Source organism: Streptomyces nidicola, from assembly GCF_050106155.1.
Lineage (GTDB): Bacteria > Actinomycetota > Actinomycetes > Streptomycetales > Streptomycetaceae > Streptomyces.
The window spans coordinates 7414003-7432691 of sequence record NZ_JBNBPI010000001.1 but is presented as its reverse complement, the minus strand read 5'-3'; the positions used below and the strand labels follow the sequence as shown (position 1 = coordinate 7432691).

Below are 18689 nucleotides of genomic sequence, written 5' to 3'. Positions count from 1 at the left end.
GTGGGGAGACGTGGTCGCGGCCGACCGCAACGGGTGGGGAGCCGCGGTGGCGCCAGATCACCCCAGGCGGGTAGCGGCCACCCGACGTGCCCCAGGCGGCGGTGGGCAAAATAAGCCCCTGCGGCGATTGAGCAGCGGGGTCCGGGGCAGAGCCCCGTGACGTGGGCCGATCGACCGCAACAGGCCGGGAACCGGGCCGACAGCACCCCGTGGGGCCGACGCCCCCCGGAGGGGGCGGGTGGGTGGGAGATGGGCCGACGCACCCGGCACGGGGCACCGGAGGGCCAAACGCCCCATTAACCTCCGGCGCCCCCGGCCCACCCCTACCTACGCGCAACCGTGTCCAACGACGCGTACGTGTCCGTGAGGCGAAGTCGCGCCTCCTCCTGGTTGCGCGGCGGAGGCGTCGGCTTCAGGTCGAGGAGCTTGGCCATGTTGTTGCCGAGGTACCCCTCAAGGTGCTCCTCGGAGAGGTTCATGCCCTGCGGCGGCGGACCGCACAGCACCTCCAACTCCCGCGCCCACATACCCGGTTCGTTCGGCGGCGAGTCCGTGCCGAAGACCAGCTGGTGCTTCTCCATCTGCTGCGCGAACTCCACGATCCGCGACTGGAGCAGCCAGCCGGACTCCCCGTACACGTTCGGCGAGTCGAGGATCATGTACAGCGCCTCGAAGCAGTACACGCCACCGGTCTGCACACCGAAGTGGGCGAGGATGAAGTTGACGTTCGTGAACTCCCGGATGATCGGGTAGAACTGCGTCGGGATCGAGTACGGCCCGTCGCCGGTGTGGATGAGGACGACGACACCCAGTTCGTCGCAGACCCGCAGCACGGGCCGCAGCCAGTCGAGCGCCCGGTCGGGCCGGTAAGCATGCATGTTGGCATGCAGCTTCAGCATCTTGTAGCCGTACTCCTTGACGTGGAACTCCAGCTCCTTCGCCCCGTTCTCTGGCCCGAAGCGCGGGTTGTACATGAAGTTCCCGATGAACCGGTCGGGGTACGTGGTGACCAGTTCGGTGATGTACGCCATGTAGTCGCGGATGCCCTCGCGCCCGGTGCGCATCCCGTCCTGCCAGACGGAGTTGCCGGGCGGCGGCATGATGCAGCCGTAGTCGATGCGGCGCGGCTTGCCGTTGATCATGTACGGGCCGTCCATCATCTCCAGCGTGCGCTCACCCGTGAACGGGGAGCCGTCGTGCCGCCACGCCTGGTCGACGATGTTCGTGGGGTGCATATGGGTGTCGATGATCAAGGTGCTGTTTCCTTCCCAGCTGGTACCAACCGTGTTCAGTGGTGGACCGTTTGGGGACCCAGGGCAGGGCCCGCCTCACCTCCCTTCGTTCAGGACGACGTGTTCCGGCCGCACCGGCACCTTCGCCAGCTCCAACCCCGTCGCGGCACGCAGCGCGTTCGCGATGGCGGGAGTCGACGACAGGGTGGGCGGCTCACCGACTCCGTTGAGGCCGTACGGCGAGTCCGGGTGCGGAAGTTCGAGCAGGTCGATGGGGACCTGCGGCATGTCGGCGATGGTCGGGATCAGATAGTCCGTGAACGACGGATTGCGCACCCTCCCGCCCTCCACCCGCAGCTCCTCCATCACCGCGAGGCCGAGGCCCTGCGCGCTGCCGCCCTCGATCTGGCCTTCCACGGCGAGGGGGTTCATCGCCTTGCCGACATCCTGCGCGGTGGCCAGCTCGACGACCTTCACGAGCCCCAGTTCGGTGTCCACGTCCACGACGGCCCGGTGCGCGGCGAACGCGAACGCGATGTGCGCGTCGCCCTGCCCGCGTTCGTCGTCGACGGGGAACGTGCGACGGTGGGCGTACTCGTACTCCTCCTCCAACTCCCCATGTGTGGCGAGGAGTTCGGGCAGCGGTCGGTCACCCAGCGCCGTGATCCGCTCGCGCAGCGCCTTGCACGCGCCCTGGACCGCTCCCCCGCTCATCCAGGTGATGCGCGACGCCGAGGACGATCCCGCGTCGCCGACCCGCGTATCGGCGGGGAGCACGACCACCCGCTCGACACCCAGCTCGGTCCGAACGATCTGCGTCTGTACGGTGACGATGCCCTGGCCGCACTCGGCGGCGGCGGTGTGCACCTCGGCGACGGGTTCGCCGCCGTTCAGGACGAGGCGTACGCGGGCCACGGAGCGGTCGTCGACGCCGCCGGAGAAGCCGATGGCCTTGACCCCGATCGCGTACCCGACGCCGCGCCTGATGCCTTCGCCGTGGCTGGTGTTGTTGAGCCCGCCGGGGTTACCGAACGCCCCCTCCCCGGGCGGCGGCAGCGGCCGCGCACGCAGCCGCTCCAACAGCTCCGCCGCCGGCGCGGGACCGTCCACCGCCTGCCCGGTCGGCAGCACCGTCCCGGTCGTCATCGCGTTGCGCACCCGCAACTCGACCGGATCCATGCCGAGTTCACGGGCCAGCTTGTCGAGGTTCGACTCGACGCCGTAGCAGGACTGCACGGCGCCGAAGCCGCGCATCGCGCCGCAGGGTGGGTTGTTGGTGAAGACGGAGAAGCCGTCGATCTCGGCGTGCGGCACGTCGTAGGCGCCGGCCGCGAAGTACGAACCGTTGGCGATGACGACCTGCGAGGTGGAGGTGTAGGCGCCGCCGTCGAAGAGCAGCCGGGCTTTCACGAACACGATCCGGCCGTCGCGCGTCGCCCCGTGCTCGAACCACATGCGGGCCGGGTGCCGGTGCACATGACCGTAGAAGGACTCCTCGCGGTTGTAGCTCATCTTCACCGGCCTGCCGGTGCGCAGCGCGAGCATCGCCGCGTGGATCTGCACGGACACGTCCTCCCGCCCGCCGAACGCGCCGCCCACGCCGGACAGCGTGAGCCGCACCTTCTCCGGCGGCAGGCCGAGCGCGGCGCACATCTGGTGCTGGTCGTCGTGCAGCCACTGCGTCGACACGTAGACGTCGACGCCGCCGTCCTCCGCGGGGATCGCGAGCCCGGACTCGGGGCCGAGGAAGGCCTGGTCCTGCATGCCGACCTCGTACGTGCCGCTGACGGTCACGTCGGCCTCGCATCGGGCCGCTTCCATGTCGCCATGGCGGATGCGGACGTGCCGGACGACGTTGCCGTGCTTGCCGTCGACGCGGTCGTCGTGGACCAGGGGCCCCACGCCCCGCACCGCGTCCTCGGGATCGGTGAGCGCCGGCTGCTCCTCGTACGCGATGTCGATCAGCGCCAGCGCCCTGCGGGCCGTCTCGGGGTGGTCGGCGGCCACGAGGGCCACCGGCTCCCCCTGGTAGCGGACGCGGTCTGCGGCGAGGACCGGCTGGTCGGAGACCTTCATACCGTACGTCGCCCGCCCCGGGACGTCCTCGTGGGTGAGCACCGCCAGTACCCCGGGCAGCCGCAGCGCCGCGGTCGTGTCGAGCCGGGCGATGCGGGCGCTCGGGTGCGGCGAGCGCAGGGTCGCGCCCCACACCATGCCCTCGGCCCGCAGGTCGGAGGAGTAGGCGAAGTCGCCCTTGACCTTCAGTCGGCCGTCGGGGCGCGCGGTGCTGGCGCCGACGCCGTCACGGACAGCGGTGGCGGTGCCGGTTGCGGTGCTCACGATCGTTCACTTCCCTTCTGGCTTGCGCTGAACGGGAGTCGATACGCGAACGCGGCCGTGGCCACGCCCGATGGAGCCGTGCTGCGGCGCTATTCGACGGGGCGTACGCGGCCGGGCTCGGAGGAGTCCGAGGGCCCCGGCGCGACGGCCTGCGAGAGGCGGATGCGGAGCTTGCGGATGTGGTCGCGGGCCGCGAGATCGGCGGCGTCCGGGTCGCCCGATGTCATCGCCTCGAAGATGCGGCGGTGTTCGGCGACGGCGAGCCGCGGTGCTTCCTGGCCGCGCCACAGCTGGTGCAGGGCGAGGTGGGCGCGGCCCTGGATGGTGTCGAGCGCCGCGGTGAGGTGGGGATTGGCGGCCACCTCGCGGATCATCCGGTGGTAGGCCATGTCCATCTCGATGTGCGTACGCTCGTCGACTCCGGTGCCGACCTCGCGCTCGTGCCGCTCAAGAAGGTCGCGCAGTTCGGCGACCCGGGAGGCGTCGAGCCGCTCGGTGGCCAGGCGGGCGGCGAGGCCCTCCATCACCTCACGGACGACGTACAGCTGCCGCACGTCCTCCACGTCCACTGTGGCGACCACGGCCCCCTTGTGCGGGACGTGCGTGGCGAGGCCGTCGTGGATGAGGCGCTGGACCGCCTCGCGCACCGGGCTGCGGCTGATGCTCAGCTGCGCGGCGAGGGCGGGCACGGAGAGCGCGTCACCGGGGCGCAGCCGGTTCGCCAGAACGGCGCCCTTCAGCTCCTCGTACGCCCGGTCCGCCAGGAGGCTGCCGGCCGCGACCGGATTGACCGCACGCTCTGCGCTCATCCCAACTCCCCCTCACTGCTTGGCCGTTGGAGATACATGTTGCATGTAATGTTCGGACGCGTCAATGGATCCGACAGCCTCCGAAGCCTTCTCCCGATGCTCACGCCGGCGCCCGAAGGGGACGCGCAGATGGTGGAAGAAGAGGTTCAGGAGCACCGCCGTGATCGTGCCGAGGATGATGCCGCTCTCGAAGAGCGCGTGCAGTTGCCGCCCGGGCATCTGCTCGGCGAACTGCGGGAACGCGGTGGGCAGAAAGCCGACACCCACGCTCGCGGCGACGAGGATCGTGTTGCGCTGGTCGGTCAGGTCGGCCTGGAAGAGGATCTGCACGCCGACGACCGCGATGGTGGAGAACAGCACGATCGTCGCGCCGCCGAGCACCGAGGCCGGCATCGCGGCGACGACCGCCCCGACCTTCGGTACGAGCCCGAGCACCATCATGATCACGCCGGAGGACGCGACGATCCACCGGGACCTGACCCTGGTCAGCCTGATCAGGCCGATGTTCTGCGAATAGACGGTGCTGGGAAAGGAGTTGAAGACCCCGGCGACCGCGGTGGCCAGGCCGTCGGCGCGCAGGGCGCGGGTCACGTGCCTGCCCTCGACCTTCCGGTCCACGATCTCGCCGACGGCGAAGAACTGCCCGATGGACTCGACCGCGATGATGACCATGACGAGGACGATCGAGAGCACCGCGACGACGTCGAACCGGGGCGCCCCGTAGTGCAGCGGGGCCGCCGTGCCCACCCAGGGCGTGGAGGCGATCCCCGAGAAGTCGGCGAACCCGGCGAACGCGGCCACGACCGTGCCGATGAACAGGCCGACCAGGACCGCCACCGTCGCGAGGAACCCCCGCGACAGCTTGTGCAGCAGCAGGATGACGACGAGCGTGACGGCGGCGAGCCCCAGGTGCTGCGGGGAGCCGAACGAGCCCTGGCTCGGGTCTCCCCCGCCCACCTGCCGCGCGGCGACGGCGAGCAGCGTGATCCCGACGATGGTCACGATCGTGCCGGTGACCAGCGGTGGGAAGAAGCGCACCAGCCTGCTGAAGACGGGCGCCACCACGAACAGCGCGAGCCCCGCCGCGATCACCGCCCCGAACACGGTCGGCAGGCCCGCCTTCGCCCCGCCCGCCGCGAGCCCCACGGACACCAGCGAGGGCACCGCGGTGGTGGACGTGCCCTGCACCACCGGCAGCCGGATGCCGATGCCCGGAAGGCCGGCGGACTGCAAGAGCGTGGCGAGGCCGCAGGTCAGCAGCGAGGCGTTGACGAGCAGGGCGATGTCGTCGCCCTTCATGCCGATGCCCTCGGCGACGAGCAGCGGCATCACGACGGCGCCCGCGTAGAAGGCGAGCACGTGCTGGAACCCGTAGACGACGAGGCGCCACGCCGCAGGCACGGAGTCGACCGCGTCCCTGCGAGGAGCCGCTGACGCGCCCGGCTCCCCCGTCCCGTCCTGAGTCCCGTCCTGAACTTCCTTCTCGGACATGTGCGTTACTCCCTCCACCCGGTGAGCCGGGTGTTGTCTCGTGCGCACTTACCGGGGCCGTGGACGGACGGCCGTGTCCTGTGGCTGTCTCAGTGCTGCCAGGGTGCGGTGAGCGGGCCGAAGCCGGCCCGGTGGACGAGGCGTTCGGCCCGTTCCTGGGCCTCCTCCAGCAGCGCCTCCTCGTCGACGAGGGTGCAGCGCCCCTCCTCGACGACGACGCGTCCGCCGACGACGGTCATCTCCACGTCGCCGCCGCGCGCGGAGTAGACGAGCGCGGCCACCGCGCGGTGCAGCGGGCGCAGGTGGGGGCGGTCGAGCGCCACCACGGCGAGGTCGGCGGGCGCGCCGGGCGCGAGCACCCCGGCGCCGTTGCCGACGTACCGGCCGCCTTCCCTGGTGGCGAGTTCCAGGGCCTCCTCGCAGCGCGCGACCGCCGGGTCGAGCGTGTCGAGGCGCTGGGCGAAGAGGGTCTGCTTCATGACCTCGAACATGTCCTGGCGGTGCCCCGCGCTCGGCCCGTCGGTGCCGAGCGCCACGACGGCCCCGGCGTCGCGCAGGCGGCGCAGCGGCATCACTCCGGAGGCGAGGTACGCGTTGGAGGCCGGGTTGTGGGCGACGGCGGCGCCGTGTTCCCCGACCGCCTTGGCCTCGGCGTCGTCGAGCCAGACGGCGTGCGCGAGGGTGGCGCGCTCGTCGAGCAGCCCTTCCGCGGCGAGCCAGCTCACGGGCCTGATCCCGTACGCGTCGAGGTAGCTCGCCGGGTCCTTGGCGCCCTCGCTGCAGTGCGTGTGCCACCGGACGCCGAACTCGTGGGCCAATCCGGCGGCGCCGCGCATCAGTTCCTGGTCGCCGTAGCTGAGGTTGAGCGGGGCGGGCCAGATCTCGACGGCGGATCCGGGCGGCCGGGCCCGCATGCAGTCCCGCGTGATGCCGAGTTCCTCGGCGACGGAGTAGCGGAACAGCTCGTCGGGCAGTCCGCGCGCGGCGGCGACGGCGGTCTTGTGCCCGATCATGCCGCGCGCGACGACACCGCGAAGCCCGGTCGCCTCGATCGCGTCCGCCACCGAGAGAACCGTTTCGGCGTCGGTCGGCGCGTAGTGGTTGTCGACGACCGTGGTGATGCCCGAGCGCAGCGCCTCCACCGCGCCGAGCGTCGCCGCGACCCGCGCGTCCTCGGCGTCCACGGCGATCGAGTACGGCCACATGAACTCGCACAGCCACGGCCAGATCGACTGCCCTTCGCCGAGCCCCCTGGCCAGCGCCTGGAAGAGGTGGCTGTGCCCGTCCACGAACCCCGGCAGCACCGCCCGGCCCCGGCAGTCCACCACCCGCGCGCCCCGCCACCCGGCCTCGATCTGCGCCGCCGGGCCCACCGCCACGATCCGGTCGCCCGTCACCGCGACGGCGCCGGGCTCGTACACGTTCCTGCCGTCGTCCACGGTGACCACGTGGCCTCCGGTGAACAAGAGGTCGCACTGCCGCACGGAGTCCATTGAGCCTCCAGGGTCCAGGGGGTCTCGGCCATCGGCCCGGCCATATTTCACATTGCATGCAACATATTCCGGCCACTGGAACTGTCAACCCCTCGCGCCCGTACGGGACTTACGCGACCAGGGGGACAGTCCGGGTGACGCTCAGTCCGCCAACTCGTACGCGTAGTCCGCCGTGAACGTCCCCGGCTCCCCCTTGCACCCGTCCGACTCCCCGGGCAGCTTCACCCACAGATACGCGTCGATCCCGGCCTCGCCGGTCCGCAGCGTCGGGGGCCGGCCCAGGGTGCGGCCGTCGGGGTCGCACCACTCGCCGTCGGCCGGGGCGCCGTTGCCGTTGCGGCTCGTGTCGATGACGGCGCCCAGGCCGCTCGGCCCGCCCATCGCGGCGAGCACCTTGCGGGCGTACGCGATCTCGTCCGACGTCCGGTGGAAGTTGGAGACGTTGGTGAACACTCCGTCGGACGACGCGGCCGATGCGGCGCCCGCCGCGCGAAGGCGCCCGGCCTGGGTGGCGGGCGGGTTCCAGGCGGAGTGTCCGGCGTCGTAGTAGACGCGGGCGCGCGGGTTCGCGGACTTGAGGGTCCGACCCGCGTGCGCCAACGCCTCGTAGCGGTCGGCCTGTTGGCCCTTGGAGAGGCACTCGGTCTGGGACAGCGCGTCGGGCTCCAGGATCACGATGACCTCGCGGGAGCCCAGTCCCCGCGCGAACCTCTCGATCCAGTCGCCGTACGCGTCCAGGTCGGGCGCCCCGCCCTCGGAGTGCCCGCCGCAGTCACGGTCGGGGACGGCGTAGGGCACGAGCACCGGCACCTGTCCCGCGCGCGCCCCGGCCGAGGTGACCGCGCGCACCCGTGCGGTGATCGTGGCGGGCGCGTAGTCGGCGAACCAGACGGCGGCCGGGCGGTTCGCTATCCGGGACTCGATGAGCGGGCGGCGCGGGTCGGAGCGGTTGGCCCGCACCCATTCGAGTACCTGAGAGTCGCCGTACCGGTACAGGCCGCTCGCGGCGGGCGGGGCGCTCGACGGCTCCGGCCGGGCGGGGGTCGCCTTCTTGGGCTTGGGCTTCGAACTCTTCGACGGTGAGGGCGAGTTGCTGGTCGCCGACGGGGTCGGAAGCGCGGGCAGCGGGCGCAGGCTGGGAGACCCACTCACCGTCGGGCGTGCCTCGTCGGCCTCGGCCCTGTCGCGGTCGAGGGCGGACATGAGGCCTGCCACGGTGCCGACCGCCACCACGGTCGAGGCCGCAGCGGCGAGTGCTCCGCGCACCGTCCTGCGGCGCTTCTGTGCCCGCCGTTCGGCCAGTCGCCGCGCGCGTAAGCCCGACACCGCACCCACCCTCCCCCTCCGGGTCCGCCGTTCCCTCGTTCTGGGGAAGCCCCCGGCCAGCCGACGTCCGCGTAAGGCTACGGCTGGGACGCTGCGTTCATGGCGCAGTTGGAGCGGTTCGCACAGGCCCGGGTCCCCGCTCAAGGGGTCGACATCGTGATCGCACGGATGCGCGCGCTCGGCGCGGATCTGCCACCGCGCGACGGCGTGGCCGTCTTCAACCGGGTCTATCTCTCCGTCACGGAGGAGGTCGGCCGGGCCATCGACGGAGGGCTCACCGGCGGCTTCCCTGACCGGGGAGCGGCGGTCACGCTGGACGTCCGGTTCGCCGAGCGCTATCTCGTGGCGGTCGACGCGGCGGCCCGCGGCGCGCGCCCGCCCGCCTGCTGGCGGCCCCTGTTCCAGCTCCGCCGACATCCTGGCGTACGCCCGTTGCAGTTCGCGCTCGCGGGCATCAATGCGCACATCGGGCACGACCTGGCGCTCGCCGTCGTGGACGCCTGTCGCACGCTGGGCTGCGAACCGGACGCACTGGAGGATGAGTTCGAGCGCGTGGGCGACCTCCTCGTCTCGCTGGAGGAGCGCATCCGCGAAGAGCTGATGCCGGGCCCCGACCTGCTCCAGGTCGCCGATCCGCTGACCCATCTGCTCGGCGCGTGGAGCCTGGAGCGCGCCCGCGACGGGGCGTGGGGAGCGGCCCGCGCCCTGTGGGCGCTGCGCGATCTGCCGTCCGTGGAGGCGGAGTTCGCGCACCGACTCGACGCGTCGGTGGGGCTGGTCGGCCGGATGCTGCTCACCCCGCTGCCCGACTGACCCGGCCGCCGCGCCGGGAACATCCGTACCGGGCAAGGACGTTGACACCACGACCCGCACTGGCGAGCAAAGGAGCACGCGCATGGCGACGACGACCCGACTCGGCCTCGGACTGCCCCAGATGAAGCAGTACGACATCGGCCGGGACGTCCCGGACGTGGCGCGCGCGGCGGAGGCCGTGGGCTACGAAAGCCTGTGGGTGTTCGAGCGGATCCTGTACCCCGAGCCCGCGACCCAGGGCCTGTACGGGGTTCCCGGTCTGCCCTGGCCGGATCAGTACCGCTCGGTCGCCGATCCGCTCGTCGCGCTCACCCTTGCGGCGTCCGCCACGTCCCGCGCGCGGCTCGGCACCAGCGTCCTCGTGGCGCCGCTGCACGTCCCCTTCCAACTCGCCCGCTCCCTCGCCTCGTTGGACGCGGCGAGCGGGGGCCGCGTCGTCGCGGGTCTCGGCACGGGCTGGTCGCACGACGAATACGCGGCGGCCGGCGTGGCGCCCTTCGAGCGGCGCGGCAAGGTGCTCGACGAGCTGATCGACGTGTGCCGCGCGGTGTGGGGCCCGGACCCGGTGTCGTACGAGGGTGAGCTGACGACGATCGCGCCGTCCGTGGTCGGCCCCAAGCCGGCCGGGCCGCTGCCGGTCCTGCTCCCGGCGAACAGCCCGCGGGCGGCCCGCCGCATGGTCGACAGGGCGGACGGCTGGATGCCCGCGGCGATGGGCGCCGAGGGCCTGAAGCAGCAGTGGGCCGACCTCCAGGCGCTCGCAGAGGAGCGCGGCCGCACCGCTCCCCTGCAGACCGTGCTGCGTGTCAACACGGTCCACACGCGCGAGCCGTACACCGGCGAGGACCGCAGGCCGTTCCAGGGCAGCGTCGACCAGATCGTCGAGGACCTGGTCGCGCACGACGAGGTGGGCCTGGAGGAGATCCTGATCGAGCTCCAGGGCCAGGCCCGGGACGCGGAGGAGCTCAAGGACGTCGCGGCGGAGCTGTACGAGAAGGCACGCGCCGCGGGCGTATGACGCCTGGTCAGTCCTCCGGGAGTGCCACCGGCGCGATCTCGTCGAACACATCGCCGGGGCCGGGGTTGGAGGCGTCCGTGCTGCCGCCCAGGTGGTGCATGACGCCCCACACCGCGTTCAGCGCGGTCTGCACAGCGCCCTCGGCCCACCCGGCCGTCCAAGAGATGTCGTCACCGGCGAGGAAGATGCCCCGCCGGTCCTCGGGCAGGGTCTCCTGCATGAAGTGCGTGAACAGGCGGCGCTGGTAGCGGTAGTGGCCGGGCAGGTTCGCCTTGAACGCGCCCATGAAGTACGGCTCGTTCTCCCAGGACACGGTCACCGGGTTGCCGATGATGTGCTTGCGGATGTCGACCTTCGGATAGATCTCGCCGAGCGACTTCAGCATCACTTCGAGGCGCTCGTTCGCCGACAGCGGCAGCCACTTGAGGCTGTCGTCGCACCAGGTGTAGGAGAGGCAGATCGTGGCGGGCTTGTCCGGCCCGTCGTCGAGCAGGTACGTACCGCGCGTCATCCGGTCGGTGAGCGTCATCGACATGACGTCACGCCCGGTGTCCTCATCCTTGTCCAGCCAGAACGGCCGGTCGACCGGCACGAACAGCTTCGAGCTCTCCATGTAGTGCGTGCGCTCGATCGCCGTCCAGTGGTCGATCGGGAACAGCTCGTCGTCGCAGTCCACCTTGGACAGCAGCATCCACGACTGCGCGGTGAAGATCGCCGTCTTGTACGTACGGATGTCGCCGTCGGCGTCCGTGACGGTGATGTGGTTGCCGGCGGTGCGGGACAGCCGGGTCACGGCCGGGCGCGGCTTGCCGTCCACGTGCAGGGTGGACAGCGAGGTCCCCTGCGCCCAGTGCACGATCTTCTCCGGCTCGCGCTCCCACAGGCGCAGCGGCAGCTGCTGCGAGCCGCCCTCGATGCCGCGGTGATGGTCGTCGGCCTCGGTGTAGACGACGCGCAGGATCTCCAGGATGGAGTTCGGGAAGTCGGTGTCCCAGCCACCCGTACCGAAGCCGACCTGGCCGAAGATCTCCCGGTGCCGGAAGGACTTGAACGCCTCGGACTCGCAGAGGAAACCGTAGAAGGTCTGGTTGTCGAGCTTCTCGACGAGCCTGCCCCAGATCTCGCGGATGCGCGGCACGTCGCGCTCGCGCATCGCCTGGTTCATGTCGGAGAAGTCGGCGCCCTCGTCGAGGCACTTGTTCCACGCCTCGGCGACGTCCCGGTACACCTGCGGCAGGTCGGCGATCGTCTCGGCGTAGTGGGACTCGCCCTTGAGGTCGACGACGGTCGAGGGCGTGGCCTCGGAGAGAGGGTTGGGGAACGCCCTCGTCTTCAGGTCGACCATGTCGATGTAGTGCTGCAGCGCCGTGGACGACGGCGGGAAGCGCATCGCGCCCATCTCGGCGGTCAGGTCCGAGGCCCCCGCCGGGGTGCCCTCGAAGCCGACCGTACGCAGCCGGCCGCCGATCTGGTCAGCCTCGTACACGACGGGCTTGAGGCCCATCTTCATCAGCTCGTACGCGGCGACGATGCCGGAGAGGCCGCCGCCGATGACCGCGACCTCGGTGCCGTGCTCGGTCGCGGGTATCTGGCCGAGGCCCGCCGGGTGGGCGAGGAAGTCGTCGTACGCGTACGGGAAGTCCGGCCCGAACATCGTGATGGGCGGCTGGCCCTCGGTGTGCTGGGCGGCGGTGGGCACCGTGGACGTCATGGGGTACGGACTCCTTGCGGGTACTGAAGTGCTGGGCAGGAAGCGGGAGTTGAGGCGGTGTCCCCCGGCCTCAGGAAGCGAGCGGGCCGTACAGCTCAGGACGGCGGTCGCTCAGATACGGGTTGGCCGCGCGGGAGGCGGCGAGGAAGTCGGGGTCGGCGTCGGCGAACACGAGCTCCTCGACACGCCCCGCGCGGGCGCGGGCCACCCCGTCCGGACCGGCGAGCGTGGAGAGCCCGACGAACTCGAACTCCCCTTCCGCGCCGACCCGGTTGACGTACGCGACGTACATCTGATTCTCGAAGGCGCGCACCGGCACGACCGATTCGGCGACGAACTGGAAGGGGTGCATCTGCGCCGTCGGCACGAGCAGCAGGTCGGTGCCGGCGAGGGCGTGGGCCCGTACGTTCTCCGGGAACTCGACGTCGTAGCAGATCATCAGGCCGACCCGCAGACCGTTCACCTCGGCCTGCACGACGGGCTGCTCGCCGGGCGTGAACTGCTCGCGCTCGAAGCAGCCGAAGAGGTGCGTCTTGCGGTAGTTCGCGAGGCGGGCGCCTTCGGCGGAGATCAGCTGTACGGAGTTGAAGACGGCGTCGCCCGCGCGCTCCGGGTAGCCGTAGGCGACAGCGACGCCGTGCCGGTGCGCGATCTCGGCGATCGCGTCGGCCGCGTCCCCGTCGGCGGGCTCGGCGAGCCGGGCCACGTCGTCCCCGATCGCGTACCCGGTCAGGAACATCTCCGAGGTCACGAGGATCCCGGCACCCGCGGCGGCGGCCCGGCCCGCGGCGGCGTCGAGAACCTTGAGGTTCGCGGCGGTCGAGCCGGGGTGTCCTGAGCTCTGGAGCAGGGCGGTGCGCATGCGTGTCCTCAACCGGTACGGGGAAGGCCTTGGGGTCACATAGAGTCTGCGGTCGCCCGTCGCCCCGGACAAGAAGCACCTGTTGCACGCTGCCGAGCTGTTCGTTGCGTGATTTTCCCGCCGAACGGCGATTCGTTGCGCGCCCGGTGTCCGCGACCCGCTACGCGGGCGATCCCGACGTGAAGCGCCGCATCAGCGGCGACAGCACCAGCACCGATTTCGTCCGCTCGACGAACGGCTCCCCCGCGATCCGCTCCAGGACCCGCTCGAAGTGCCGCATGTCGGAGGCGAAGACCTGCACGATCGCGTCCGCCTCACCGGTGACGGTGGAGGCGGACACGACCTCGGGATAGCGCTCCAGGCCCCGCCGGATCGCCTCCGGCGAGGTGTTGGAGCGGCAGTACATCTCGATGAACCCCTCGGTCTCCCAGCCGAGCGCGGCCGGATCGACGCGCACCGTGAACCCGGTGATCGCGCCGGTGGCCCGCAGCCGGTCCACGCGGCGCTTCACGGCGGGCGCGGACAGGCCGATCTGCTGGCCGATGTCGGCATAGGAGCGGCGGGCGTCCTCGGCGAGGGCGTGCACGATGCGTTCGTCGAGATCGTTCAGCAAGGCAGGAGGTTCACTTCTGTGCGGTTCAGTTCTCCGCGACTGCGGGGGCTGCGGGTGCGGCGAGACGGGAGCGGCGCACCCCGTAACTGAAGTAGAACACGAGACCGACGGCCATCCAGACACCGAAGACGATCCAGGTGATAGCGGACAGGCTGCCCATCATCCACACACAGAGCGCGAACCCGATGACCGGCAGGACCGGCGACAGCGGCACGCGGAACGTGCGCTTCATGTCGGGCCTGGTCCGGCGCAGCACGATCACGGCGATGTTGACCAGGGCGAAGGCGAAGAGCGTGCCGATGCTGGTGGCGTCGGCGAGCTGGCCGAGCGGGATCGCCGCGGCGAGGATGCCGCAGAACAGGGACACGATGATCGTGTTGGCGCGCGGCGCCCCGGTCTTCGGGTGCACCTTGGCGAACACCTTGGGCACGAGGCCGTCGCGGGACATCGCGAACAGCACGCGGGTCTGCCCGTAGAGCACGGTGAGCACGACGGACGCGATGGCGATGACGGCACCGGCGGCGAGCACCGTGCCCCAGAAGGGCTGCCCCGTGACGTCCTTCATGATCGCGGCGAGCGTCGCCTCGGAGTCGGTGAAGTGCGTCCAGCGGCGGGCGCCCACGGCGACCGCGGCCACGAGGACGTACAGCGCGGTGACGATGATCAGCGACAGCATGATGGCGCGCGGCAGGTCGCGCTGCGGGTTCTTCGCCTCCTCACCGGCGGTGGAGGCGGCGTCGAAGCCGATGTACGAGAAGAAGAGCGTGGCACCCGCGGCGCTCACGCCCGCCATGCCGAGCGGCATGAAGTCCTCGTAGTTGCCGGACTTGAAGCCCATGAAGCCGATGACACAGAAGAGGATCAGGGCCGCGATCTTCACGGCGACCATGATGGTGTTGGCCCGCGCGGACTCCTTGGCGCCGCCCAGCAGGAACACCATGGCGAGCAGCACCACGATGAGCGCGGGCAGGTTGAAGATCCCGCCGTCACCGGGCGGCGCGGACAGGGCGGCCGGGATGGTGACGCCTATCGTCCCGTCGAGCAGCTCGTTGAGGTACTCGCCCCAGCCGACGGCGACCGCGGCGACCGAGACCCCGTACTCCAGGACCAGACACCAGCCGCACACCCAGGCGAGAAGTTCGCCCATCGTTGCGTACGCATACGAGTAGGAGGAGCCGGCGACCGGGATGGTGCCGGCCAGTTCGGCGTACGAGAGCGCCGAGAAGAGCGCGGTGAGACCGGCGATCACGAAGGACAGCGTGACGGCGGGCCCCGCCTTGGGGACGGCCTCGCCGAGCACCACGAAGATGCCGGTGCCGAGCGTGGCGCCGATGCTGATCATGGTCAGCTGCCAGAGCCCGAGGGAGCGCCGCAGCGATCCGCCTTCGCCCTGGCCGCCCTCCGCGACCAGCAGATCTACCGGCTTGCGCCGCATCAGGCGGGCGCCGAGTCCCGCGGGCGCGGGAGCGGCTTGCGGGGTGCGCGGGGGTGCGCCGTGGTCGAGCACGGACTGGCTCCTTGATCGCTGCCGGGTGAGGTTGACCGCAGCGAGGGGGACGCGGCGGAGCACACCCGTCAAACGGGTCCCGCCGAGCAGGCCGAACCCCCGCCACGCAACGTACAGCGGATGACTCTAGAGGAGTTCTGTTCCCAGGAGTAATGCAGCAACCTTGCGCAGTCGCGCATGATCGTTGCGCTACCTTCCCGGACGCGGACGATCGTTGCGCGGTCCGTTTGGTCCGTTGCGTCGGGTGTGTTTGGTTCGGTCTCTCCATGAGGCGAAAACGACGAACCCCGCGCCCCTCCGAAGAGGGACGCGGGGTTCGCGATGCTTCGTGCTGCTCTAGCTCCAGCTGGCGTGCAGCGGCTTGCCCTCGGCGTAGCCGGCCGCGGACTGGATGCCGACGGTCGCCCGCTCCTCGAACTCGGCGAGCGAGTTGGCACCGGCGTACGTGCAGGAGGAGCGGACACCCGCGATGACCGAGTCGATCAGGTCCTCGACGCCCGGGCGCTCCGGGTCGAGGAACATCCGCGAGGTGGAGATGCCCTCCTCGAAGAGCGCCTTGCGGGCGCGGTCGTAGGCGGACTCGTCGCTCGTCCGGTTCTTCACGGCGCGGGCCGAGGCCATGCCGAAGGACTCCTTGTAGGCGCGGCCCTTGGCGTCGTGCTGGAGGTCGCCCGGGGACTCGTACGTACCGGCGAACCAGGAGCCGATCATCACGTTCGACGCACCGGCGGCGAGCGCCATGGCGACGTCGCGCGGGTGCCGCACGCCACCGTCGGCCCACACGTGCTTGCCGTACTTCTTGGCCTCGGCGGCGCACTCCAGGACGGCGGAGAACTGCGGCCGGCCGACGCCGGTCATCATGCGCGTGGTGCACATGGCGCCGGGTCCGACACCGACCTTGATGATGTCGGCGCCGGCCTCGATCAGGTCCTTGACGCCCTCGGCGGCCACGATGTTGCCCGCGACGATCGGCACCTGCGGGTCGAGCGCGCGGACCTTCTTGATCGCCTCGATCATCGACTCCTGGTGGCCGTGGGCCGTGTCGATGACGAGCGTGTCGGCGCCGGCGTCGAGCAGCTGCTTGGCCTTGCCCGCCACGTCGCCGTTGATGCCGACGGCGGCGGCGATGCGCAGCTTGCCGTTGGCATCGGTGGCCGGGGTGTACAGGGTCGCGCGCAGGGCTCCCGTGCGCGTCAGGATGCCGGCGAGACGGCCTTCCTTGTCGACGGCCGGGGCGTAGCGGCGGTTGGCGCCGTCCAGCTTGTTGAAGGCGTCGCGCGGGTCGATGTCCGCGTCGAGCAGCAGCAGGTCCTTGGACATGACCTCGGACAGCTGCGTGAAGCGGTCGACGCCGGTCAGGTCCTGGTCGGTGACGACACCGACGGGCCGCTGCTCGTCGTCCACGACGACACCGGCGTTGTGCGCGCGCTTGTTGAGCAGCGCGAGGGCGTCCGCGACGGTCTGCGTCGGCGCGAGGACGATCGGGGTGTCGAGCACCAGGTGGCGCGTCTTGACCCAGGAGATGACCTCGGTGACGACCTCGATCGGGATGTCCTGCGGAATGACGACAAGTCCACCGCGACGGGCGACGGTCTCGGCCATACGACGCCCGGCGATCGCGGTCATATTGGCGACGACCAGCGGGATCGTGGTGCCCGTGCCGTCCGGCGACGAAAGATCCACGGCCTGCCGGGAGCCGACCGCGCTCCGGCTCGGCACCATGAAGACGTCGTCGTACGTCAGGTCGTACGCGGGCTTGATGTCATTGAGGAAACGCACGTGCGGACATCCCAGTCGGTAGAAGGGGGCCCCAGAAGTCTGCTCCCGGGGCACAAAGCACGTACTTCATTTTCCCATGTCGGCCCGGGTCACGTCTTCGGGGCGAACATCCCAAGGCCGGACGGCCCAATTGGTCGATCACCCAAGATCGGCCGCTTCGACGCCACCCCTTGACAGCGGAAGTGCCCGAACGAAGACTGCGGAGTACGCAAACTACGTGCACGATATGGATGCCGCAGGCGGACAGTGCACGCGGACTGACAGAACACCGTCGGGCAGGCCGTCAATGGAGCGGTCGCCGCCAGGAAGGCACGTTCGATGTCGAAAGCTATGGATGTGAGCGACGAAGCCCCCGTCCCCACCGGCGCCGCGCAGGACTCACCCGGCGATCAGCAGCGCGGGGCCCGCCGCAGGGTGCTCGCCGCGGCCGGGGTCGGGCACTTCGTCGAGTGGTTCGACTTCGGCCTCTACGGCACGCTGGCCGTCGTGATCGGGAAGCACTTCTTCCCGTCCGACGATCCCCAGACCTCCCTGCTGGCCTCCTTCGCGGTGTTCGGCGCCAGCTTCGTCGTACGTCCCCTGGGTGGCCTGTTCTTCGGGCCGCTCGGCGACAGGATCGGCCGCCGGGCCGTGCTGTCCATGGTCGTGCTGCTCACCTCCGGCTCCACCTTCGTGATGGGGCTGCTGCCCACCTACTCGGCGATCGGGCTCATGGCGCCCGTGCTGCTGGTACTCGTCCGCCTCGTGCAGGGGTTCGCCGCCGGAGGCGAGAGCTCCGGTGCCACCGCGCTGCTCGCCGAGTACGCCACGCCCAAGCGCCGCGGCTACTTCTCCAGCTTCGTGGACACCTTCGGCTTCCTGGCCTTCGTCGCCGGTTCCGGTCTTGTCCTGCTGCTCACCAGCGTGCTGAGCGGGAACAGCATGGACACCTGGGGCTGGCGCCTGCCGTTCCTGCTCGCGGGCCCGCTCGGCCTGGTCGGCCTCTATATGCGGCGCAAGCTGGAGGACACCCCGGACTTCCGCAAGCTGGAGGAGACCGGCTCCGTCGAGAGCAGCCCGCTGCGCACCGCCCTGCGCACGGGTCGTGCGGCGATGCTCTTCTGCTGCGGCTTCGTGGTCATCAAGGCCGTCGGCCACTGGAGCCTGCAGAGCTTCATGCCCAGCTACCTGCAGTCGACGCTCGGCTTCTCCAGCACCGTCTCGTACGCCGTCACGACCGTCGGCCTGCTGGCGATCGCGATCGCCGTGCCTTTCATGGGGATGCTGTCGGACCGGGTGGGCCGCAAGCCCGTCATGCTCGTCGCCTGCGCGGGGATCGTGCTGCTCTCCTACCCGGCGTTCCTGCTCATGGCGCAGGGCGGCGCCTGGGGAGCGCTGGCAGCGATGCTCGTTCTCGGCTGTCTGATCGCCGCATTCGACGGGGCGTCCAGCGCGGCGATGGCGGAACTGTTCCCGACGTCGATCCGCTACGGCTCCATGGCCATCGCCTACAACCTGGCGGTCGCGGTCTTCGGCGGCGCCACCCCGTACTTCTCGACCTGGCTGATCGGCAGCACCGGCAACAACCTCGCGCCCGCCTTCTACATCTCGGTCTGCGCGCTGATCACCCTCATCACGGTCACCCGGGCACGGGAGACCGCGGGCACCTCGCTGCGCGACGTCTGAGCGAACAAGCCCTCTCCCCTCCTCGCCACA

14 protein-coding genes are annotated in these 18689 nt (G+C 70.7%); 3 read left to right on the top strand and 11 right to left on the bottom strand.

Going from position 1 to position 18689, the window contains the following annotated elements:
- Positions 1–323: 323 nt before the first annotated feature.
- From ACOKM3_RS33605 to ACOKM3_RS33580, 6 genes are all read right to left on the bottom strand, one after another.
- Positions 324–1253: an amidohydrolase family protein gene (locus ACOKM3_RS33605; RefSeq protein WP_426904998.1), complete on the bottom strand. Its 930-nt coding sequence runs from the start codon at positions 1251–1253 to the stop codon at positions 324–326.
- Positions 1254–1328: 75 nt separating this feature from the next.
- Complete coding sequence (locus ACOKM3_RS33600; RefSeq protein ID WP_426904997.1) at positions 1329–3572, bottom strand: molybdopterin cofactor-binding domain-containing protein; 2244 nt, start codon at positions 3570–3572, stop codon at positions 1329–1331.
- Positions 3573–3661: 89 nt separating this feature from the next.
- A complete protein-coding gene (locus ACOKM3_RS33595) occupies positions 3662–4381 on the bottom strand; it encodes a GntR family transcriptional regulator (RefSeq protein WP_426904996.1) in 720 nt (239 codons plus the stop codon).
- A 12-nt stretch (positions 4382–4393) separates the two neighbouring features.
- Entirely contained in the window at positions 4394–5872 is a 1479-nt protein-coding gene (locus ACOKM3_RS33590; protein WP_426904995.1) for a nucleobase:cation symporter-2 family protein, read from the bottom strand.
- Between the two features lie 89 nt (positions 5873–5961).
- Positions 5962–7365, bottom strand: coding sequence for an amidohydrolase family protein (locus ACOKM3_RS33585; RefSeq protein WP_426904994.1), 1404 nt, complete (start codon positions 7363–7365; stop codon positions 5962–5964).
- A gap of 141 nt (positions 7366–7506) precedes the next feature.
- The gene (locus ACOKM3_RS33580) at positions 7507–8691 is read right to left on the bottom strand and encodes a glycoside hydrolase family 6 protein (protein WP_426904993.1); all 1185 of its coding nucleotides are present in this window, start codon (positions 8689–8691) and stop codon (positions 7507–7509) included.
- Between the two features lie 99 nt (positions 8692–8790).
- Here ACOKM3_RS33580 and ACOKM3_RS33575 point away from each other — a divergent pair, with 99 nt between their 5' ends.
- Together ACOKM3_RS33575 and ACOKM3_RS33570 are read left to right on the top strand one after the other, a co-directional pair.
- Positions 8791–9504 carry a DUF5995 family protein gene (locus tag ACOKM3_RS33575; RefSeq protein ID WP_426904992.1) on the top strand — a complete coding sequence of 238 codons (714 nt, stop codon included), beginning with the start codon at positions 8791–8793 and terminating at the stop codon, positions 9502–9504.
- An 82-nt stretch (positions 9505–9586) separates the two neighbouring features.
- Entirely contained in the window at positions 9587–10522 is a 936-nt protein-coding gene (locus tag ACOKM3_RS33570; RefSeq protein WP_426904991.1) for an LLM class F420-dependent oxidoreductase, read from the top strand.
- A gap of 7 nt (positions 10523–10529) precedes the next feature.
- On the opposite strand, the gene ACOKM3_RS33565 is transcribed toward ACOKM3_RS33570, so the two are convergent.
- The 5 genes from ACOKM3_RS33565 to ACOKM3_RS33545 form a co-directional block, all read right to left on the bottom strand.
- On the bottom strand, positions 10530–12233 hold the full coding sequence (locus ACOKM3_RS33565; protein WP_426904990.1) for a flavin monoamine oxidase family protein: 1704 nt from the start codon (positions 12231–12233) through the stop codon (positions 10530–10532).
- Between the two features lie 70 nt (positions 12234–12303).
- On the bottom strand, positions 12304–13095 hold the full coding sequence (locus ACOKM3_RS33560; protein ID WP_426904989.1) for a carbon-nitrogen hydrolase family protein: 792 nt from the start codon (positions 13093–13095) through the stop codon (positions 12304–12306).
- Between the two features lie 160 nt (positions 13096–13255).
- Entirely contained in the window at positions 13256–13708 is a 453-nt protein-coding gene (locus ACOKM3_RS33555; protein WP_266721849.1) for an Lrp/AsnC family transcriptional regulator, read from the bottom strand.
- A 25-nt stretch (positions 13709–13733) separates the two neighbouring features.
- On the bottom strand, positions 13734–15215 hold the full coding sequence (locus ACOKM3_RS33550; RefSeq protein ID WP_426904988.1) for an amino acid permease: 1482 nt from the start codon (positions 15213–15215) through the stop codon (positions 13734–13736).
- Positions 15216–15551: 336 nt separating this feature from the next.
- Positions 15552–16994, bottom strand: coding sequence for a GuaB1 family IMP dehydrogenase-related protein (locus ACOKM3_RS33545; protein WP_426904987.1), 1443 nt, complete (start codon positions 16992–16994; stop codon positions 15552–15554).
- A 336-nt stretch (positions 16995–17330) separates the two neighbouring features.
- Here ACOKM3_RS33545 and ACOKM3_RS33540 point away from each other — a divergent pair, with 336 nt between their 5' ends.
- A complete protein-coding gene (locus tag ACOKM3_RS33540; RefSeq protein ID WP_426904986.1) occupies positions 17331–18659 on the top strand; it encodes an MFS transporter in 1329 nt (442 codons plus the stop codon).
- The last annotated feature ends 30 nt before the right edge of the window (positions 18660–18689 follow it).

Excerpts from the sequence above, each read along its gene's own strand:
- ACOKM3_RS33595 (WP_426904996.1), bottom strand. The coding sequence starts at position 4,381 with ATGAGCGCAGAGCGTGCGGTCAATCCGGTCGCGGCCGGCAGCCTCCTG.
- ACOKM3_RS33590 (WP_426904995.1), bottom strand. The coding sequence starts at position 5,872 with ATGTCCGAGAAGGAAGTTCAGGACGGGACTCAGGACGGGACGGGGGAG.
- ACOKM3_RS33585 (WP_426904994.1), bottom strand. The coding sequence starts at position 7,365 with ATGGACTCCGTGCGGCAGTGCGACCTCTTGTTCACCGGAGGCCACGTG.
- ACOKM3_RS33575 (WP_426904992.1), top strand. The coding sequence starts at position 8,791 with ATGGCGCAGTTGGAGCGGTTCGCACAGGCCCGGGTCCCCGCTCAAGGG.
- ACOKM3_RS33570 (WP_426904991.1), top strand. The coding sequence starts at position 9,587 with ATGGCGACGACGACCCGACTCGGCCTCGGACTGCCCCAGATGAAGCAG.
- ACOKM3_RS33565 (WP_426904990.1), bottom strand. The coding sequence starts at position 12,233 with ATGACGTCCACGGTGCCCACCGCCGCCCAGCACACCGAGGGCCAGCCG.
- ACOKM3_RS33560 (WP_426904989.1), bottom strand. The coding sequence starts at position 13,095 with ATGCGCACCGCCCTGCTCCAGAGCTCAGGACACCCCGGCTCGACCGCC.